Source organism: Streptomyces sp. NPDC001828, assembly GCF_042892175.1.
Lineage (GTDB): Bacteria > Actinomycetota > Actinomycetes > Streptomycetales > Streptomycetaceae > Streptomyces.
This window is the reverse complement of the sequence record NZ_JBIATV010000019.1, coordinates 23,529-40,270: the sequence shown is the minus strand read 5'-3', so window position 1 is coordinate 40,270 and position 16,742 is coordinate 23,529. Positions and strand designations below refer to the sequence as shown.

The following is a 16,742-nucleotide window of genomic DNA, read 5'->3' as shown; positions in this document are numbered from 1 at the left end:
GGCTCAGGGGGTCGAGTGGATCGGGGGGCTCAGACGAGGGAGGCGTAGAGGCCGGGGCGGCGGTCGCGCAGATACGGGTTGTTCGCGCGCGAGGCGGCCAGGAACTCGGGGTCGACGTCCCCCACGACCAGCTCGGTGCCCCGCCCGGCGCGGGCCCGCGCGGCGCCGTCGGGTCCGGCGAGACAGCTGAGCCCGACGAACTCGAACTCGCCCTCGGGGCCGGTCCGGTTGACGTACGCGACGTACAGCTGGTTCTCGAAGGCGCGGACCGGCACGAGGGACTCGGCGACGAACTGGAAGGGGTGCATCTGGGCGGTGGGCACCAGGAGGAGGTCGGTGCCGGCCAGCGCGTGGGCCCGTACGTTCTCGGGGAACTCCACGTCGTAGCAGATCATCATGCCGACGCGGAGGCCGTTCAGCTCGGCCTGGACGACCGGCTGCTCGCCCGGCGTGAACGCCTCCTGCTCGAAGCGGCCGAAGAGGTGCGTCTTGCGGTAGTTCGCCAGGCGGGTGCCGTCGGGGCCGATGAGCTGGGCCGCGTTGTAAACCGCGTCGCCGTCGCGCTCGGGGTAGCCGTAGACGACGGCCAGGCCGTGGCGTACCGCGATGTCGGCGATCGCCCGGGCGGAGGGGCCGTCGGCGGCCTCGGCGAGCTTGGCCACGTCGTCGCCGATGGCGTACCCGGTGAGGAACAGCTCGGGGCAGACGATCAGCCCGGCGCCGGTCGCGGCCGCCCGCCCGGCCGCCTCGTCCAGTGCCGTCAGGTTCGCGGCGACGTCCGAGAGACGGCCGGAACTCTGGAGCAGGGCGGTGCGCAACGCGGGCATGGGCAGTCCTCGGCGGGGGCTCAAGTGCTGGGTGGGGTCAATAGACGGTACGTTCCGCCGTTCGACCCCGACAAGGCGCGAGCGTTGCGCGTTGACGCGCGATTCGTTGCGCAAGGTCGCGGCTTGGCGGTGATTTGTTGTGCGGTTTTCCGCTGGGTGCGGTTCGGGGGCGCAGTGCGGGGTGCGCCCGGCTGGCCGGGACAGCTCCCCGCGCCCCCTAGGTGCCTCGGGCGTGCCTCGCGTGCGGGCCGTGCGTGGTTGCTCGCGCAGTTCCCCGCGCCCCCTAAACCCGTTCCCGACCGCGGACCGTCGTGGATCCTCGCGCAGTTCCTCCGCCCCAAAAACCCGCTTTCGTCTGCGGGTCGTCCGTGGCTGGGCGCGCAGTTCCCCGCGCCCCTTTGCGGCACCGGGTGCATGGGCATCTTCAGCCCGTCCGGCGTTTGAGGACGAGCGCCGTTCAGGCGCGAACGGGGTCTGGGGCGGAGCCCCAGGGGCCGGAACCAACCAACCCCGGGCAACGGGCGGGCGGGTGGGAAAACGGCTAGGCCGGGGAGCCTGAGGTGTAGCGGCGGAGCAGGGGCGAGAGGACCAGGACCGACTTGGTGCGCTCCACGTACGGCTCGCCCGCGATCCGCTCCAGGACCCGCTCGAAGTGCCGCATGTCCGACGCGAAGACCTGGACGATCGCGTCCGCCTCACCGGTGACGGTGGAGGCGGACGCGACCTCGGGATACCGCTCGAGCCCGCGCTTGATCGCGTCGGGCGAGGTGTTGCGACGGCAGTAGATCTCGATGAACCCCTCCGTCTCCCAGCCGAGGGCCGCCGGGTCCACCCGTACGGTGAAGCCGGTGATGGCACCCTCGGCCCGCAGCCGGTCGACGCGCCGCTTGACGGCGGGCGCGGACAGACCGATCAGCGAGCCGATGTCGGCGTAGGAGCGTCGGGCGTCTTCGGCGAGCGCGTGGACGATGCGTTCATCGAGGTCATTGAGTCGCACTGCGGGTGGATCACTTCTGTGAGGCGGTGGCCAGCCTGGAACGGCGGTAGCCGTAAGCGAAGTAGATCACGAGACCGGCGGCCATCCAGTATCCGAAGTACTCCCACGTGATCCCGGAGAGGTTCCACATCAGGTAGCCGCAGCTGAGGAAGCCGAGGATCGGGACGACCCAGCCGAGCGGCACCCGGAAGGTGCGCGGCATGTCCGGGCGGGTCTTGCGCAGGATGATGACGGCGACGTTGACCAGCGCGAAGGCGAAGAGCGTGCCGATGCTGGTGGCGTCCGCGAGGTTGCCGAGCGGCACCGCGGCGGCGAGCACGCCGCAGAACAGCGAGACGGCGATCGTGTTGGCGACCGGGGTGCCGCTGCGCGGGCTGACCTTGGCGAACACCTTGGGCACCAGACCGTCGCGGGACATCGCGAAGAGGATGCGGGTCTGGCCGTAGAGCACGGTCAGGACGACGCTGGCGATGGCGATCACGGCGCAGGCCGCGAGCAGCGTGGCCCAGAAGGAGTGTCCGGTGACGTCCTTCATGATCCCGGCGAGCGCCGCCTCCGAGCCCTCGAACTGCTTCCAGGGGCGGGCGCCTACGGCGACGAACGCGACGAGGACGTAGAGCGCGGTGACGATGACCAGCGAGAGCATGATCGCGCGGGGCAGGTCACGCTTGGGGTTCTTGGCCTCCTCACCGGCGGTGGAGGCCGCGTCGAAGCCGATGTAGGAGAAGAACAGCGTCGAGGCCGCCCCGCTCACACCGGCCGTGCCCATCGGCATGAAGTTGGAGTAGTTGCCCGACTTGAAGCCCATGAAGCCGATCACGCAGAACAGCACCAGGGCGGCGATCTTCACGCCGACCATGATGGTGTTGGCGCGGGCCGACTCGCGGGCGCCGCCGAGCAGCAGGCCCATCGCGAGGACGACGACGATCAGCGCGGGCAGGTTGAATATCCCGCCGTCGCCGGGCGGCGCGGACAGGGCGTCGGGGATGGTGACGCCGATCGTGCCGTCCAGGAACTCGTTGAGGTACTGCCCCCAGCCGACGGCGACCGCCGCCACCGAGACGCCGTACTCCAGGATCAGGCACCAGCCGCAGATCCAGGCGACGAGTTCGCCGAGCGTTGCGTAAGCGTACGAGTACGAGGAGCCCGCGACCGGGATGGAGCCCGCCAGCTCGGCGTAGGACAGAGCGGAGAAGAGCGCCGTGAGGCCGGCGAGCACGAAGGAGAGGGTGACGGCGGGCCCGGCCTTGGGGACGGCCTCACCGAGCACCACGAAAATGCCGGTGCCGAGCGTCGCACCGATGCTGATCATGGTCAGCTGCCACATGCCGAGTGAGCGCTTGAGCGAACCGCCCTCGCCCTGGCCACCCTCCTCGACCAGGCGTTCCACCGGCTTGCGCCGCATCAGACCGCTGCCGGGGCGCGGGCCCCCGGCGGCGGGTGCATCGGTCGAGGGTGGCGCTGCGCCGTGATCCAACACTGAGGTGGCTCCTTATCGCTGCCAATCGGCGGCGGGTGACCGCGACGGACCGGCCTGCCCGCACAAAGGGGTATTTCGGGCAGCATGGAGCCTTCCCGTGACCGGTTCCGCCGAGCAGGCGGTCCCCGCCACTCCACGTACGGCGAGAACCCTATGGGTTTCCGCTTCCCGGTCGTAATGCAGCAACCTTGCGCATCGGCGGTTGATCATTGCGCGCGGGCGCGCGGGGTGGGTGTTTGTTGCACATCAACGTTCGATCCGTGCGTATGCCCTGTTCGTACCGCTGTGCACGGCCTCGCGCAGTGGTCCTGGTCACGGGGCCGCCTTGACACGTGATCAGGGCTGTTGCAGGGTCGCGCCCCATGGAGCTGCACGTGCCGTACGAGACCGCCGGACCGTCGGCCGCGGGCTGGCTGGATCCGGCCCCCTTCCTGCGCGGGGTGGCCTGGCTCGACGCCGAGGGGCAGCCGGTGCGCGCCGATCCGGACGATGTGATGCGGCTGCCGTGGGACACCGGCGAGCGGGCCGCGCTGCCCATCGGAATGCGGATCGAGTTCACCGCGCGAGGAGCCGCCGCCGTGGAGGTGCGCTACCGCGCCCGGGTGCCGGAGGACGGCGCGGAGCTGCACGATCTCGCGCACACCTTCGCGCTCTGGCAGGGCGACAGCTGCGTGGCCGAGGAGACCGTGACACCCCGTCAGGAAGGTCACGTACGTCTGCAACTACCTTGCCCGGAAGGCCAGTTCACCATCCACCCGCCCGAGACGCAGGCGCCGAGGATCGTCGGGCTGCGGCCGGTCGGCGGCACGCTCGCGCCGGCCCCGCCCAAGCCGCGCTGGCTCGTCCACGGGGACTCCATCACGGAGGGCTGGTGGTCGACGCGCCCCGCGCACGCCTGGCCGGCCGTCGCGGGCCGGGCGCTGGAACTGGACACGGTGAACCTCGGCTACGCGGGCGGAGGGCGCGGTGAACTCCCCACCGCCGAACAGCTCGCGCGCCTCTCGGCCGATGTCATCACGCTCGCCTTCGGCACCAACTGCTGGTCGCGCGTGCCGTTTTCGGCCACCTTGATGTACGAGACGACGCTCGCGTTCCTGCGCCTCGTACGCCGGGGCCATCCGACGACCCCGCTGCTCCTGGTCTCCCCGCTGCTGTGCCCGGAGGCGGAGCGGACGCCCAACGCCCTGGGCGCGACGCTGGCCGAGCTGCGGGCCGCCATGGAGAAGGCGACCGGGGAGCTCATCGCGGCGGGCGATCACGCCCTTCAACTGCTGCCCGGGCAGGGCCTGTTGACCCCGGACCACCTCACGGACGGCCTGCACCCCACGGACGAGGGCCACGCCGTGCTCGGCGCGGCGGTGGCGCGGGCCCTGGCTCCCCAGGTGTCCGCGCGGACGCCAGCGGCCTCACCCGTCCCGTAGCCCCCGCACATGCCGGAGCCCCCGCGAGAGGAATCGCGGGGGCTCCGGGGCGTACGGCGGTCGGGCCCCGCCGCCGGGCGGTGACTAGCTCCAGCTGGCGTGCAGCGGCTTGCCCTCGGCGTAACCGGCGGCGGACTGGATGCCGACGACGGCCTTCTCCTCGAACTCGGCGAGCGAGGAGGCACCGGCGTAGGTGCAGGAGGAGCGGACGCCCGCGATGATCGAGTCGATCAGGTCCTCGACGCCCGGACGGGTCGGGTCGAGGAACATGCGCGAGGTGGAGATGCCCTCCTCGAACAGGGCCTTGCGGGCCCGGTCGTAGGCGGACTCGTCGCTCGTGCGGTTCTTGACCGCGCGGGCGGAGGCCATGCCGAAGGACTCCTTGTAGAGGTGACCTTCGGCGGAGGTGTGCAGGTCGCCCGGGGACTCGTAGGTGCCCGCGAACCAGGAGCCGATCATCACGTTGGAGGCACCGGCGGCCAGCGCCATGGCGACGTCGCGCGGGTGGCGCACTCCCCCGTCGGCCCACACGTGCTTGCCGAACTTCCTGGCCTCGGCGGCGCACTCCAGGACCGCGGAGAACTGCGGCCGGCCGACGCCCGTCATCATCCGGGTGGTGCACATGGCGCCGGGGCCCACACCGACCTTGATGATGTCCGCGCCGGCCTCGATGAGGTCGCGCACGCCCTCGGCGGCCACGATGTTGCCGGCGACGATCGGGACCTGCGGGTCCAGGCCGCGCACGGCCTTGATCGCGGCGATCATCGACTCCTGGTGGCCGTGCGCGGTGTCCACCACGATGGTGTCCGCGCCGGCGTCCAGGAGCTGCTTGGCCTTGCCGGCCACGTCGCCGTTGATGCCGACGGCGGCGGCGATGCGCAGCTTGCCGTCGGCGTCGGTGGCCGGGGTGTAGAGGGTCGCGCGCAGGGCGCCCTTGCGGGTCAGGATGCCGGCGAGGCGGCCGTCCTTGTCCACGGCGGGGGCGTAGCGGCGGTTGGCGTTGTCGAGCCTGTTGAAGGCCTCGCGCGGGTCGATGTCCGCGTCCAGGAGCAGCAGGTCCTTGGACATGACCTCGGACAGCTGCGTGAAGCGGTCCACGCCGGTGAGGTCCTGGTCGGTGACGACACCGACCGGCCTGCGCTCGCCGTCCACGACGACGCCCGCGTTGTGCGCCCGCTTGGGCAGCAGGGCCAGGGCGTCGGCGACGGTCTGGGTCGGGTCCAGGACGATCGGGGTGTCGAGCACGTGGTGGCGCGTCTTGACCCACGAGATGACGTCGGTGACGACCTCGATCGGAATGTCCTGGGGGATCACGACGATGCCGCCACGGCGGGCCACGGTCTCGGCCATGCGGCGGCCGGCGATCGCGGTCATGTTGGCGACGACGAGCGGGATGGTGGTCCCCGAGCCGTCGGGGGAGGCGAGGTCGACGCCCTGGCGGGAGCCCACCGCGGAGCGGCTCGGCACCATGAACACATCGTCGTACGTCAGGTCGTACGGCGGCTTGATGTCGTTGAGGAAACGCACGTGCTGAACATCCCAGTCGATCGAGGTGGCCCCAGGCATTTCAGCCAGGGGAAAAGCACGTAGTTCATTGTCCCATGTTCGTACGATCGCGCCGCCCGGGCCGATCATCCAGGGACAGGACCTTGGGCCTGGTGCGATCCTCCTAGCGCGAGCACGGGGCACAGCGCGGGACCCGCCGCCTGGTCGAGGATTTCCCGGGCGATCGCCCACTCCTCGGGGCGGGCGTCGGCGTACGGCTGCCAGCCGGTGACGATCAGCAGGCGGCCCCGGCCGGTGGCCGGAAGGTCGCTCAGGGAGTCGGCGAGCGCGTCCCAGTTGCGGCCGAACCAGTCGGGCAGGTCGAGGGCGCGGGCGAAGCGGTCCATCAGGGCCTGCTTGCCGGTGACTCCGGTCAGGTCGAGGACCACCGCGGCCCAGCCCTCGGCGCGGGCGCCGGCGAGCAGGCCGGCGAGGGGTTGGGCCGTCATCGCAGCACCGCCTTGAACGTCTTGTAGTGGTCGCCGGTGTAGTAGAACTCGCCGCCCTGCCCGGTGATCAGGCGCCGGGCGCCACGGTCGCGGGAGCCCGGGGTGTCGACGGTGTACTCGTGGTAGTAGCCGCGCTTCTGCTGCGGCAGGAGCTTCTCGAAGTTGCCGAACACGACGCCGTCCTTGCTGTACGGGAACGGGCCGCCCTTGTCGATGAGCTTGAGGGTGCTGCGGGCCTCGGGCGGCAGCTGGGCCGCCGGGACCGTGGCCATGCCCTTGGCCCAGGCGGGTGCGGAGGCGGCTGGGGAGGACCCCGGGCCCGCGGGTTTCCCGCTGTCCTTGCCGCCGCAGCCGACGAGCAGCACGGCGAGGCACGCGAGGACCGAGGCGAGGGCGATCCGGGCAAACCTGTTGATCATGCCTCGATGCTCCCATCCGGCAGGGGCGGGAGCGAATGCGTATACCGATGTTTCCGGGTCACGATGGAGCCATGCTGCTCTCCGACGTGGCCAGGACCTCGGCCGAGATCGCCGCCACCGCATCCCGCTCGGAGAAGTCCGCGCTGCTTGCCCGGCTGTTCTCGGCCACCGAACCGGACGAGGCACCCCTGGTGGTGACCTACCTCGCGGGCAGGCTCCCGCAGCGGCGCACCGGGCTCGGCTGGGCCGCCGTCAAGGACCGCCCTGCGCCCGCCGCTTCGGCCCGGCTGACCGTGCGCGAGGTCGACGAGCGGCTGGACGCGATCTCGGCGGTGGCCGGCAAGGGCGCCCAGGGCGAGCGCAGGCGCCTGGTCGGTGAGCTCATGGCGGCGGCCACCGAGGAGGAGCAGCGCTTCCTGGTCTCGCTGATCACCGGCGAGGTCCGCCAGGGCGCGCTGGACGCGGCGGCCGTCGAGGGGCTCGCCGCCGCGGCCGGCGCCCCCGCGGCGGACGTGCGGCGGGCCGTGATGCTGGGCGGCTCGCTCGGCGCCGTGGCCCGGGCGCTGCTCGCCGAGGGCCCCTCCGCGCTCGCCGCCTTCCGGCTCGACGTGGGCCGCCCGGTGCTGCCGATGCTCGCGCAGAGCGCGAAGGACGTGGCCGAGGCGCTCGACCGGCTCGGCCCGTGCGTGGTCGAGGAGAAGCTCGACGGCATCCGCGCCCAGGTCCACAAGGACGGCGACACGGTACGGGTCTTCACCCGCACCCTGGACGAGATCACCGAGCGGCTGCCCGAAGTGGTGGCCGCCGCACGGGAGTTGGCCGCCGGCCAGGCCGTGCTCGACGGTGAGGTGATCGCGCTCGGACCCGACGGTCGGCCCCGCTCGTTCCAGGACATCGCCGGACGCGTCGGCTCCCGGCTCGATGTCGCGGGCGCCCAGGACCGGTTGCCGCTCTCCCCCGTCTTCTTCGACCTGCTCTCCGTGGACGGCCGGGACCTGCTCGATCTGCCGGTGCGCGAACGCCACGCGGAACTGGTCCGCGTCGCGCCCGAGCCGCGTCGCGTACGGCGGTTCGTGGTGGCGGACCCCTCCGATCCCGAACTGCGCGCCGCCGCCGAGGAGTTCGCGGCCCGGACGCTGGAGCGCGGGCACGAGGGAGTGGTGCTCAAGGCGCTCGACTCGACGTACGCGGCGGGCCGCCGGGGCGCCTCGTGGCTGAAGGTCAAGCCCGTGCACACGCTGGACCTGGTGGTCCTCGCGGCCGAGTGGGGCCACGGCCGGCGCACCGGCACGCTCTCCAACCTGCACCTCGGGGCCCGCCGCGAGGACGGCACGTTCGCGATGCTCGGCAAGACGTTCAAGGGGCTCACCGATGTGCTCCTGGCCTGGCAGACCGAGCGGCTGCGGGAGTTGGCGGTGGCGGAGGAGCCCTGGGGGGTGCGGGTGCGGCCGGAACTCGTCGTCGAGGTGGCCTTCGACGGCGTACAGAGATCATCGCGGTACCCGGAAGGGGTGACACTGCGGTTCGCACGGGTAGTGCGCTATCGCGAGGACAAGAGGGCCTCGGACGCGGACACGGTCGCGACAGTCATCGCACTGCGCGGCGGGAGGGACTGAACCGGTGGAGCAGGGTCACAACCAGGAACGGCGCGAACGGGCACAGCGCAGGGCGCAGGAGGCGGGGCTCACGGCCGCGAGACTGACCGCGGAAGGGGTGACGGCGGTCGCACTGACCTGGGTGGACGTCGCGGGCCTCACCCGCGTCAAGGTCGTGCCGACCACGCGGCTCGCCCAGGTCGCCGCGCACGGCGTGGGCATGTCACCGGTGTTCGACGTGTACCTGGTGGACGACTCGGTCACCACCAGCCCCCACATCGGGGGTCCGGACGGCGATCTGCGGCTGATCCCCGATCTCGACCGGCTGACCGTGCTGGCCGCCCAGCCCGGCTGGGCCTGGGCGCCCGTCGACCGCTTCGAGCAGTCGGGGCAGCCGTACGACGCCTGCCAGCGGCAGTTCGCGCGCCGGATGACCGAGCGGGCCGCCGCACGCGGGATCGAGCTGCGGATGGGCTTCGAGACGGAGTGGGTCGTCGACCCGCCGCTCGCGGGGCCGGCGTACGGGATGTCCCGGGTCGTGGAGCGCTCGGAGTACGTGGGCGATGTGCTCGGCGCGCTCGAGGCGCAGGGCGTCGAGGTGCTCCAGATCCACCCGGAGTACACGGCGGGCCAGTTCGAGGTGTCGGTGGCCCCGGCGGATCCGGTGGGGGCCGCGGACCTCGCGGTCCTGGTGCGCGAGACGATCCGGGCGGTGTCGCTCCGGCACGGGCTCACCCCGTGGTTCGGGCCGGTCGTCGACCCCGAGGGCGTCGGCAACGGCGGCCATGTGCACCTCAGCCTGTGGCAGGACGGCCGCAACCTGTGCCGCGGCGGCGACGGCCCGTTCGGGATGAGCGCGGCCAGCGAGGGCTTCCTCGCGGGGATCCTCGACGCGCTGCCCGCGCTGCTCGCCATCGGCGCCCCCACCCCGGCGAGCTATCTGCGCCTCGCCCCGTCCCGCTGGGCCGGGGCCTTCCAGTGCTGGGGCCTGGAGAACCGGGAGGCGTCGCTGCGGTTCGTGGCCGGGCCGCCCGGTGCGCAGGACGCGGCGAACGCCGAGGTCAAGTCGTTCGACCCGGCCGCCAACCCCTACCTCGTGGTGGGCTCGCTGATCGCGGCGGGGCTGGCCGGCCTCGACGCGGGCCTGGCGCTGCCCGAGCCGGTGGCGGGCGACCCGGTCCACTCCGACGGTCCGCGCCGGCTGCCCGCCTCGCTGCCCGAGGCGGTCGGGCACTTCACGGAGTCGGCGGTGCTGCGCGAAGCGCTCGGCGACCGCCTCTTCGAGGCGATCGTGGCGGTGCGCCAGGCGGAGACGAAGCTCTTCGACGGCCGTACGCCGCGGGAGATCGCCGAGGCCACGCGCGGGCGGTACTGAGTGCTGCCGCTCATCGACCACCACTGCCACGGCGTACTGCGCTCGGACCCGGACGACGCCGCCTTCGAGGCGTTCCTGACCGAGTCCGACGCCCCCGCCGCGCCCGGCAGCAGCTTCTTCGACACCCAGCTGGGCTTCGCGGTGCGCCGCTGGTGCCCGCCGCTGCTCGGTCTCGAACCGCACTGCCCGCCCGCGCGCTATCTGGCCCGGCGCCGCGAACTGGGTGCCGAGGAGGCGAACCGGCTGCTCCTCGGCGCCACCGGCATCGGCACCTACCTCGTGGACACCGGCCTGCCCGGCGATCTGACGAGCCCGGCCGAGCTGGCCCGCCTGGGTGGGGCGGACGCGCGCGAGATCGTCCGCCTGGAACACCTCGCCGAGCGGTGTGGCGGACAGGAGCAGGATCCGGACAAGTTCCTCGCGGTGCTCGCCGACGCGATCGGCGCCGCCGCCGGCACGGCGGCCGGCTTCAAGTCGGTCGCCGGATACCGCTACGGACTCGACTTCGACCCCGAGCCGCCGGGCCCGGCCGAGCTCCGCGCGGCCACCGCCCAGTGGCTGGCCGCCGGGGCCGGCCGGATCGCCGACCCCGTGCTGCTGCGCCATCTGCTGTGGTCGGCGGCGCACACCGGGCTGCCGCTCCAGATCCACACCGGGTTCGGCGACCCCGATCTCCGGCTGCACCGCTGCGATCCGCTGCTGCTGACCGATTTCATCCGGGCCGTCCGCCCGACGGGCTGCCGTCTCGTCCTGCTGCACGGCTATCCGTACCACCGCAACGCGGGCTATCTGGCGCACGCCTTCCCGCACGTGTACGCGGACGTGGGCCTCTCGCTGGCGCACACGGGGGCGCGGGCGGAGGCGGTCCTCGCCGAGTTCCTCGAGCTCGCCCCGTTCGGCAAGCTGCTCTTCTCGACGGACGCGTACGGGCTCGCGGAGCTGTACGTCGTGGGGGCCAGGCTCTACCGGGAGGGGCTCGACCGGCTCCTGAACGGCTGGACCGGGTCCGGGGCGTGGTCGGCCGCCGACGCGGAACGGGTGGCGGCGCTGGTGTCGGCGGACAACGCCGAGCGGGTCTACGGCACGTGAGGCATCGGGGCCGCCGGGGGCCGGCGGCCCCCGGTGGCTCAGATTCCGTCCGGGTCCGCGCGGTCGAGGGCGGGCCGCGGCTTGGGCCCGGTCTCGTTCAGGAGGAAGTCGGCCGCGGCCGTGTCCGTGACCAGGCTGGTGACCAGGCCGGACCGCAGCACCGCGTCGATCGCGGCGGCCTTGCGCTGGCCCCCGGCGATCGCGACCACCTCGGGAATGCGGCGCAGCCGGTCCGCCTCGACCGTGATGCAGCGCTCCCCCAGGTCGCGGCCGACCCGGCGGCCCTCCGCGTCGAAGAGGTGGGCGGACATCTCGGCGGCGACACCGAGCGAGGCGTAGTGCGCCCGCTCCTCGTCGCTGAGCATGTCGTGGACCGTGGAGATGCCCGGCTCCCAGGAGCCGATGGACACCGCGGCGACGGTGACCTTGTCGAAGTACTCGAAGGCGCGGGCGATCCCGGTCTGGTTGCGCAGCGCGGCGGCGGTCGCCGGGTCGGGCAGCAGCATCGGCGCGTAGATGGGGTGGGCCTCGCCGCCGGAGACCTGGGCGGCCCGGCGCACCGCCTCGACGGAGCCGCGCTCGGCGGTGCCCGCGTCGTAGACCCCGGTCAGCTGGACGACCGTGCAGGGCGGAAGGCGGTCGAGGGCGGCGGCCATGTGGATGGTGGAGCGGCCCCAGGCCAGGCCGAGGACATCGCCCTCGCTGACCAGCTCGCCGAGCAGGTCGGCGGCGACCTCGCCGAGGTTCTCCGGGTCGGGCGAGGTCTCCTCGCCCTCCGCGGGGGACTCGACGACGACCGCGTGCCGCAGTCCGTACCGGGCCCGCAGGGCGTCCGAGCGCTCCGCGTCCAGTTCGGCGGGGACCCGGATCTCGATCCGTACGAGGTCGCGCTCCAGGGCGGTCTCCAGGACCCGGGCCACCTTGAAGCGGCTCACGCCGAACTCCTCGGCGATCTGGATCTTGGACTTGCCCTCCAGATAGAAACGGCGGGCCATGGCCGCCGCCTGCACCAGCTCCGCGGGTCCCATCCGCAGGGCTGACCGACCCGCCGACATTGCAGACACCGCGATCTCCTCACTGCTGTTCACAACTGCTGTTCACGCACCGGACTCGCTGTTCATCCTGTCAGATCCCACGGTCCTTGATCAGCCCCGCGGGGTTCCGTTCATTCAGTGGCGGCTCAGTGTGCGCACGCCCAGGGTGCGTCCGCCGTCGTCCGTTCAGCCAGGGAGCGCAGAGTGCGCACCGCTTCGGCCGGATCGTCCGCCCCGTAGACGGCCGAACCGGCGACGAAGACGTCGGCCCCGGCCTCGGCGCAGCGCTCGATCGTGGACGCCGAGACGCCGCCGTCGACCTGGAGCCAGAGTTCAAGTCCGTGTTTGCCGATCAGCTCACGGGTCCGGCGGATCTTCGGCAGCATGATGTCGAGGAAGGACTGGCCGCCGAATCCGGGCTCGACCGTCATGATCAGCAGCATGTCCAGCTCGGGGAGCAGGTCCTCGTACGGCTCGATCGGCGTCGCGGGCTTCAGCGCCATCGAGGCGCGGGCGCCCTTGGCCCGGATCTCGCGGGCGAGCCGCACGGGGGCCGCCGCCGCCTCCGCGTGGAAGGTGACCGATCCGGCCCCCGCCTCCACGTACTGCGGGGCCCAGCGGTCCGGGTCCTCGATCATCAGGTGGCAGTCCAGTGGCGTGTCCGTCGCCCGGGCGAGGGATTCCACGATGGGCACCCCGAGCGTCAGGTTCGGCACGAAGTGGTTGTCCATCACATCGACGTGCAGCCAGTCGGCACCTTCGACGGCCCTGGCCTCGTCGGCCAGTCGGGCGAAGTCCGCGGAGAGGATGCTGGGGTTGATCTGAGCCATGCCCCAAGCCTGCCATGCCCCGGGCGACTTGCCTGCCACGGTGCCGGTCGAAGCCTGACCGGATCCGCGCGAGCCGGGCGGTCCTGTGGGCCCGGCGGGGCTCCGGCGCATGATCCTTCGCCCTCGGGGGCGCCCGGCCGCACACCCTGCGGCGGGCCGTCCACCCGACGGCCGCCAAACCGTGATGCGCCCAAGTCCCTTGTGCGGCAGGCGAGTTCGGGACCGTCACGCTCGGCTGACGGAACGCGACGCCCCGCGTTCACGGGGCGTCGCGCGGCCGTCAGGCCGTGCGCCTCAGGAGCGCGAGGTACATCGCGTCCGTGCCGTGCAGATGCGGCCACAACTGGACGTCGGGACCCTCGCCGAGGCCCGCGACACCGGGCATCAGCGGGCGCACGTCGATCCACTCGGCCTCGACGGGCTCGGCGCCGCCGCGGCCCTTGAGCACGTCGTCGACGACGATCCGGGTCTCGGCCAGGTGCGGCGAGCAGGTGGCGTACCCGACGACGCCGCCGACGCGGACCGCCGACAGGGCCTCGCGCAGCAGCCCGCGCTGGAGCGGGGCGAAGCCCTCCAGGTCCTCGGGGCGCCGGCGCCAGCGGGCCTCCGGGCGGCGGCGCAGCGCGCCGAGTCCGGAGCAGGGCACGTCCACCAGGACCCGGTCGAAGGACCCCGGCAGCCACGGCGGGCGGGTGCCGTCGGCCGCGATGACCTGGTACGGGCCCGGGTTGCCGGCCAGCGCGCGCTCGACCAGGCGGGCCCGGTGCGGCTGCTTCTCGGAGGCGAGCAGGGCCGCGCCGCGCCCGGCCGCGAGGGCGGCGAGCAGGGCCGCCTTGCCGCCGGGGCCCGCGCAGCCGTCCAGCCAGCGCTCGTCGCGGCCTTCCAGCGGGGCGTTGGCGAGGGCGGCCGCCACCAGCTGACTGCCCTCGTCCTGGACACCGGCCCGGCCGTCGCGCACGGCGTCGAGCGCTCCGGGCTCGCCGCCCTCGGCCATCCGCACGGCGTACGGCGACCAGCGGCCGGGCAGGCCGCCGTCCTCGCCGAGCGCGTCGAGCAGTTCATCGGTGGTGGAGCGGCCGGGGCGGGCGACCAGGGTCACCTCGGGCCGCTCGTTGTCGGCCTCCAGGAGATCCTCGATGCCGGCCCGGCCGCCGCCGAGGGAGTCCCACAGCGCGGAGACGACCCAGCGCGGATGCGAGTGCACGACCGCGAGGTGGTCCTCGGCGTCGTCCTCGTAGGAGGGCGCGACCTTCTCCAGCCAGCCGTCGAGGTCGTTCGCCGAGATCTTGCGCAGGACGGCGTTGACGAACTTGGCCCGCCCGTCGCCGAGCACCACGCGCGCCAGCTCCACGCTCGCGGAGACCGCGGCGTGGGTGGGGATCCGGGTGCCGAGCAGCTGGTGGGCGCCGAGCGCGAGCACGTCGAGCACCGGCGGGTCGACCTCGCGCAGCGGCCGGTCGATGCAGGCCGCGATGATCGCGTCGTAGGTGCCCTGGCGGCGCAGCGTCCCGTAGACAAGTTCGGTGGCGAGCGCCGCGTCCCGGGTGTCGAAGTTCCCGCCCTCGCGCGCCTTGCGGAGCAGCGGGGGCAGGACGAGGTTGGCGTAGGCGTCGCGTTCGTCGACGGCCCGCAGGGCCTCGAAGGCAAGGATGCGGACCGGGTCCTTCTTGGGACGGCGGTACGGCTTGCCGCCCTTGCCCGCGCCGGGGTTCGGGCTGCGACGTGGCGAATCGTTCACGTGAAAGGTGCTCCGCTGATCAGATGGGGCGAACCCCTTCAGCGTACGTCCGGCGCTCCCACGCGCTCACCCGGGGCGATCCGGACCCCGCGCGCCCAGTCGGCTCCGCGCATCGGCTTCTTGCCCTGCGGCTGGACCCAGAGCAGCTCCACGGCGTGCGAGCCGGTACCCACGTACACGTTGTTCTTGGCCGCGGAGATCTCGCCGGGCGCCAGGTCGGTGCGGTCGGTGACCGGGGCGGCCTGGATCAGCTTGAGGCGCTCGCCGCGGAACACGGTCCAGGCGCCGGGCGCGGGGGTGCAGCCGCGCACCACGCGGTCGACCCGCAGCGCCGGGGCCGCCCAGTCGATGTGCGCCATCTCGACGGTGATCTTCGGAGCGAGCGAGATCCCGTCGGCGGGCTGCGGAACGGCCTTCAGGGAGCCGTCCTCGATGCCGTCCATGGTCGCCGCGAGCAGTCCGGCGCCCGCGAAGGCGAGCCGGGTGAGCAGGTCGCCGCTGGTGTCCGTGGGCCGGACCTCCTCGGTGACGGTGCCGTACACCGGGCCGGAGTCGAGCCCCTCCTCGATGAGGAAGGTCGCGGCGCCGGTGATCTCGTCGCCCGCCATGACGGCGTGCTGCACGGGCGCGGCCCCGCGCCAGGCGGGCAGCAGCGAGAAGTGCAGGTTGACCCAGCCGCGCGCCGGGATGTCGAGGGCGGCCTTGGGCAGCAGCGCGCCGTACGCCACGACCGGGCAGCAGTCCGGCGCGATCTCGCGCAGCCGGGCCAGGAACTGCTCGTCACGCGGCTTCGCGGGCTTGAGCACCTCGATGCCGGCCTCCTCGGCGCGCTCGGCGACCGGGCTCGCCACGAGCCGGCGCCCGCGCCCGGCGGGGGCGTCGGGCCGGGTGACGACCGCGGCGACCTCGTGCCGGCCGGAGGCGATCAGGGCGTCCAGGGCGGGGACGGCGACCTCGGGGGTGCCTGCGAAGACGAGCTTCACTGGGGGTTACCTCGCTTTGTCGAGAGCAGCGTCTCAGTCTATGGGCCCCCGGGCCCGGGGCCGACGCGGAGGTGCCCCGGGCCGGTGCGGCCCGCTCCCGGCGTCCCGCACGGCAGGGGCGTACGGGGACTTGTGCGCCCTGTGCATATGCCCATACGCCCCCGCAGCGTGACCACAACAGGAGGTGGCGCGTTGGTCAAGAGAGATTGACCGAATCGGGCCGCTTGTACGTCCCGCGCCTTTTCAGCACCCGCTCCACGTCAACACGGCAAACCGCACCACGCAGTACCAGCACCACCCCCAGCACCACCCCCAGCACCGACTTCACCATCCCTTTCATCGCCGGTTCGAGAGGCTTGCTCATGGCCGACCACGCAACCCACGACGCCCAAGCGCGGGCCAGCCTGCACCTGTTGGTGCGGGACATCGAGCGGGTCCGCCGACAGGTGGACGCACTGCGCACCCTCACCGCGCAGCTGGGCAACGTCTACCGCCCGCGCCGCTCCGGTCCCTCCACGGGCTTCGTCGTGTACGGACGCGCTCCGGCCCCGACCGTACGGCTCGCCCAGGAGCTGCGGGACAGCGTCGAGACGCTGGTCACCGCCGCCGTCGACTTCGACCGCTCCCTCGGCTTCTCCTGGGACGCCGTGGGCTCCGCGCTCGGCGTCACCAAGCAGGCGGTGCACCGCCGTTACGGGTCCCGCCGGGCGGGCACCCAGGCCCCGGGCCAGGTCGACACCGAGCGCCCGGCCGAGGCCACGGCGACCCGCACGCTGCCGTCGCTGCCCGCCATGCCCGCGGTGCCCGCCGCCCGTTCGATGCCGCCGCAGCCGACGGCGAGCAGCCAGTCCCTTCGCGAGGAGGTCCGCACCAGCGCCTTCCCCGGTCCCCGCAACGGCTGACCCCGCTTTCGCCCTTCGTGCCCTCGCGTCCGTACGTCTCGCGGGGGCACACCCATGT

At 73.0% G+C, this 16,742-nt stretch carries 16 protein-coding genes; 5 read left to right on the top strand and 11 right to left on the bottom strand.

The genetic code is table 11. From position 1 onward, the window contains the following. Nucleotides 1–29: 29 nt before the first annotated feature. From ACFYZA_RS37210 to ACFYZA_RS37200, 3 genes are all read right to left on the bottom strand, one after another. Entirely contained in the window at nt 30–827 is a 798-nt protein-coding gene (locus ACFYZA_RS37210) for a carbon-nitrogen hydrolase family protein (RefSeq protein ID WP_388494797.1), read from the bottom strand. 541 nt (nt 828–1,368) lie between these two features. Continuing rightward, entirely contained in the window at nt 1,369–1,824 is a 456-nt protein-coding gene (locus ACFYZA_RS37205) for an Lrp/AsnC family transcriptional regulator (RefSeq protein ID WP_053724485.1), read from the bottom strand. Nucleotides 1,825–1,834: 10 nt separating this feature from the next. Continuing rightward, nucleotides 1,835–3,304, bottom strand: coding sequence for an amino acid permease (locus ACFYZA_RS37200; RefSeq protein WP_382596615.1), 1,470 nt, complete (start codon nt 3,302–3,304; stop codon nt 1,835–1,837). A 362-nt stretch (nt 3,305–3,666) separates the two neighbouring features. On the opposite strand from ACFYZA_RS37200, the gene ACFYZA_RS37195 reads away from it, so the two are divergent. Next, entirely contained in the window at nt 3,667–4,725 is a 1,059-nt protein-coding gene (locus tag ACFYZA_RS37195) for a GDSL-type esterase/lipase family protein (RefSeq protein ID WP_388494796.1), read from the top strand. 84 nt (nt 4,726–4,809) lie between these two features. Here ACFYZA_RS37195 and ACFYZA_RS37190 read toward each other — a convergent pair whose 3' ends face one another. The 3 genes from ACFYZA_RS37190 to ACFYZA_RS37180 form a co-directional block, all read right to left on the bottom strand. Beyond that, on the bottom strand, nt 4,810–6,291 hold the full coding sequence (locus ACFYZA_RS37190; RefSeq protein ID WP_382596619.1) for a GuaB1 family IMP dehydrogenase-related protein: 1,482 nt from the start codon (nt 6,289–6,291) through the stop codon (nt 4,810–4,812). Between the two features lie 65 nt (nt 6,292–6,356). Next, nucleotides 6,357–6,719 carry a barstar family protein gene (locus tag ACFYZA_RS37185; protein WP_388494795.1) on the bottom strand — a complete coding sequence of 121 codons (363 nt, stop codon included), beginning with the start codon at nt 6,717–6,719 and terminating at the stop codon, nt 6,357–6,359. Continuing rightward, the gene (locus ACFYZA_RS37180) at nt 6,716–7,138 is read right to left on the bottom strand and encodes a ribonuclease domain-containing protein (protein ID WP_388494794.1); all 423 of its coding nucleotides are present in this window, start codon (nt 7,136–7,138) and stop codon (nt 6,716–6,718) included. Before ACFYZA_RS37180 ends, ACFYZA_RS37185 begins: the two co-directional genes overlap by 4 nt. Nucleotides 7,139–7,209: 71 nt before the next feature. On the opposite strand from ACFYZA_RS37180, the gene ACFYZA_RS37175 reads away from it, so the two are divergent. From ACFYZA_RS37175 to ACFYZA_RS37165, 3 genes are read left to right on the top strand one after another with little or no spacing between them, the layout of a single operon-like run. Further along, nucleotides 7,210–8,754: an ATP-dependent DNA ligase gene (locus tag ACFYZA_RS37175; protein ID WP_388494793.1), complete on the top strand. Its 1,545-nt coding sequence runs from the start codon at nt 7,210–7,212 to the stop codon at nt 8,752–8,754. A gap of 4 nt (nt 8,755–8,758) precedes the next feature. Further along, nucleotides 8,759–10,108: a glutamine synthetase gene (locus ACFYZA_RS37170; protein WP_388494792.1), complete on the top strand. Its 1,350-nt coding sequence runs from the start codon at nt 8,759–8,761 to the stop codon at nt 10,106–10,108. Next, a complete protein-coding gene (locus tag ACFYZA_RS37165) occupies nt 10,109–11,197 on the top strand; it encodes an amidohydrolase family protein (protein ID WP_388494791.1) in 1,089 nt (362 codons plus the stop codon). It begins immediately after the preceding gene. 38 nt (nt 11,198–11,235) lie between these two features. Here the strand turns inward: ACFYZA_RS37165 and ACFYZA_RS37160 are convergent, their stop codons facing one another. The 5 genes from ACFYZA_RS37160 to ACFYZA_RS37140 form a co-directional block, all read right to left on the bottom strand. Continuing rightward, nucleotides 11,236–12,285, bottom strand: a complete 1,050-nt coding sequence (locus ACFYZA_RS37160; RefSeq protein ID WP_382596631.1) for a sugar-binding transcriptional regulator — start codon at nt 12,283–12,285, stop codon at nt 11,236–11,238. A 92-nt stretch (nt 12,286–12,377) separates the two neighbouring features. Further along, entirely contained in the window at nt 12,378–13,061 is a 684-nt protein-coding gene (gene rpe, locus ACFYZA_RS37155; RefSeq protein ID WP_382596633.1) for a ribulose-phosphate 3-epimerase, read from the bottom strand. 280 nt (nt 13,062–13,341) lie between these two features. Beyond that, nucleotides 13,342–14,799 (bottom strand): RsmB/NOP family class I SAM-dependent RNA methyltransferase, encoded by a 1,458-nt coding sequence (locus ACFYZA_RS37150; RefSeq protein WP_388494790.1) that lies wholly within the window; start codon nt 14,797–14,799, stop codon nt 13,342–13,344. Between the two features lie 38 nt (nt 14,800–14,837). Continuing rightward, nucleotides 14,838–15,782 (bottom strand): methionyl-tRNA formyltransferase, encoded by a 945-nt coding sequence (gene fmt / locus ACFYZA_RS37145; protein ID WP_382596637.1) that lies wholly within the window; start codon nt 15,780–15,782, stop codon nt 14,838–14,840. Between the two features lie 196 nt (nt 15,783–15,978). Then, complete coding sequence (locus tag ACFYZA_RS37140; protein ID WP_388494789.1) at nt 15,979–16,146, bottom strand: hypothetical protein; 168 nt, start codon at nt 16,144–16,146, stop codon at nt 15,979–15,981. On the opposite strand from ACFYZA_RS37140, the gene ACFYZA_RS37135 reads away from it, so the two are divergent. After that, nucleotides 16,145–16,684 carry a hypothetical protein gene (locus tag ACFYZA_RS37135; RefSeq protein WP_382596641.1) on the top strand — a complete coding sequence of 180 codons (540 nt, stop codon included), beginning with the start codon at nt 16,145–16,147 and terminating at the stop codon, nt 16,682–16,684. The two genes, ACFYZA_RS37140 and ACFYZA_RS37135, sit on opposite strands and share 2 nt — an antisense overlap. The last annotated feature ends 58 nt before the right edge of the window (nt 16,685–16,742 follow it).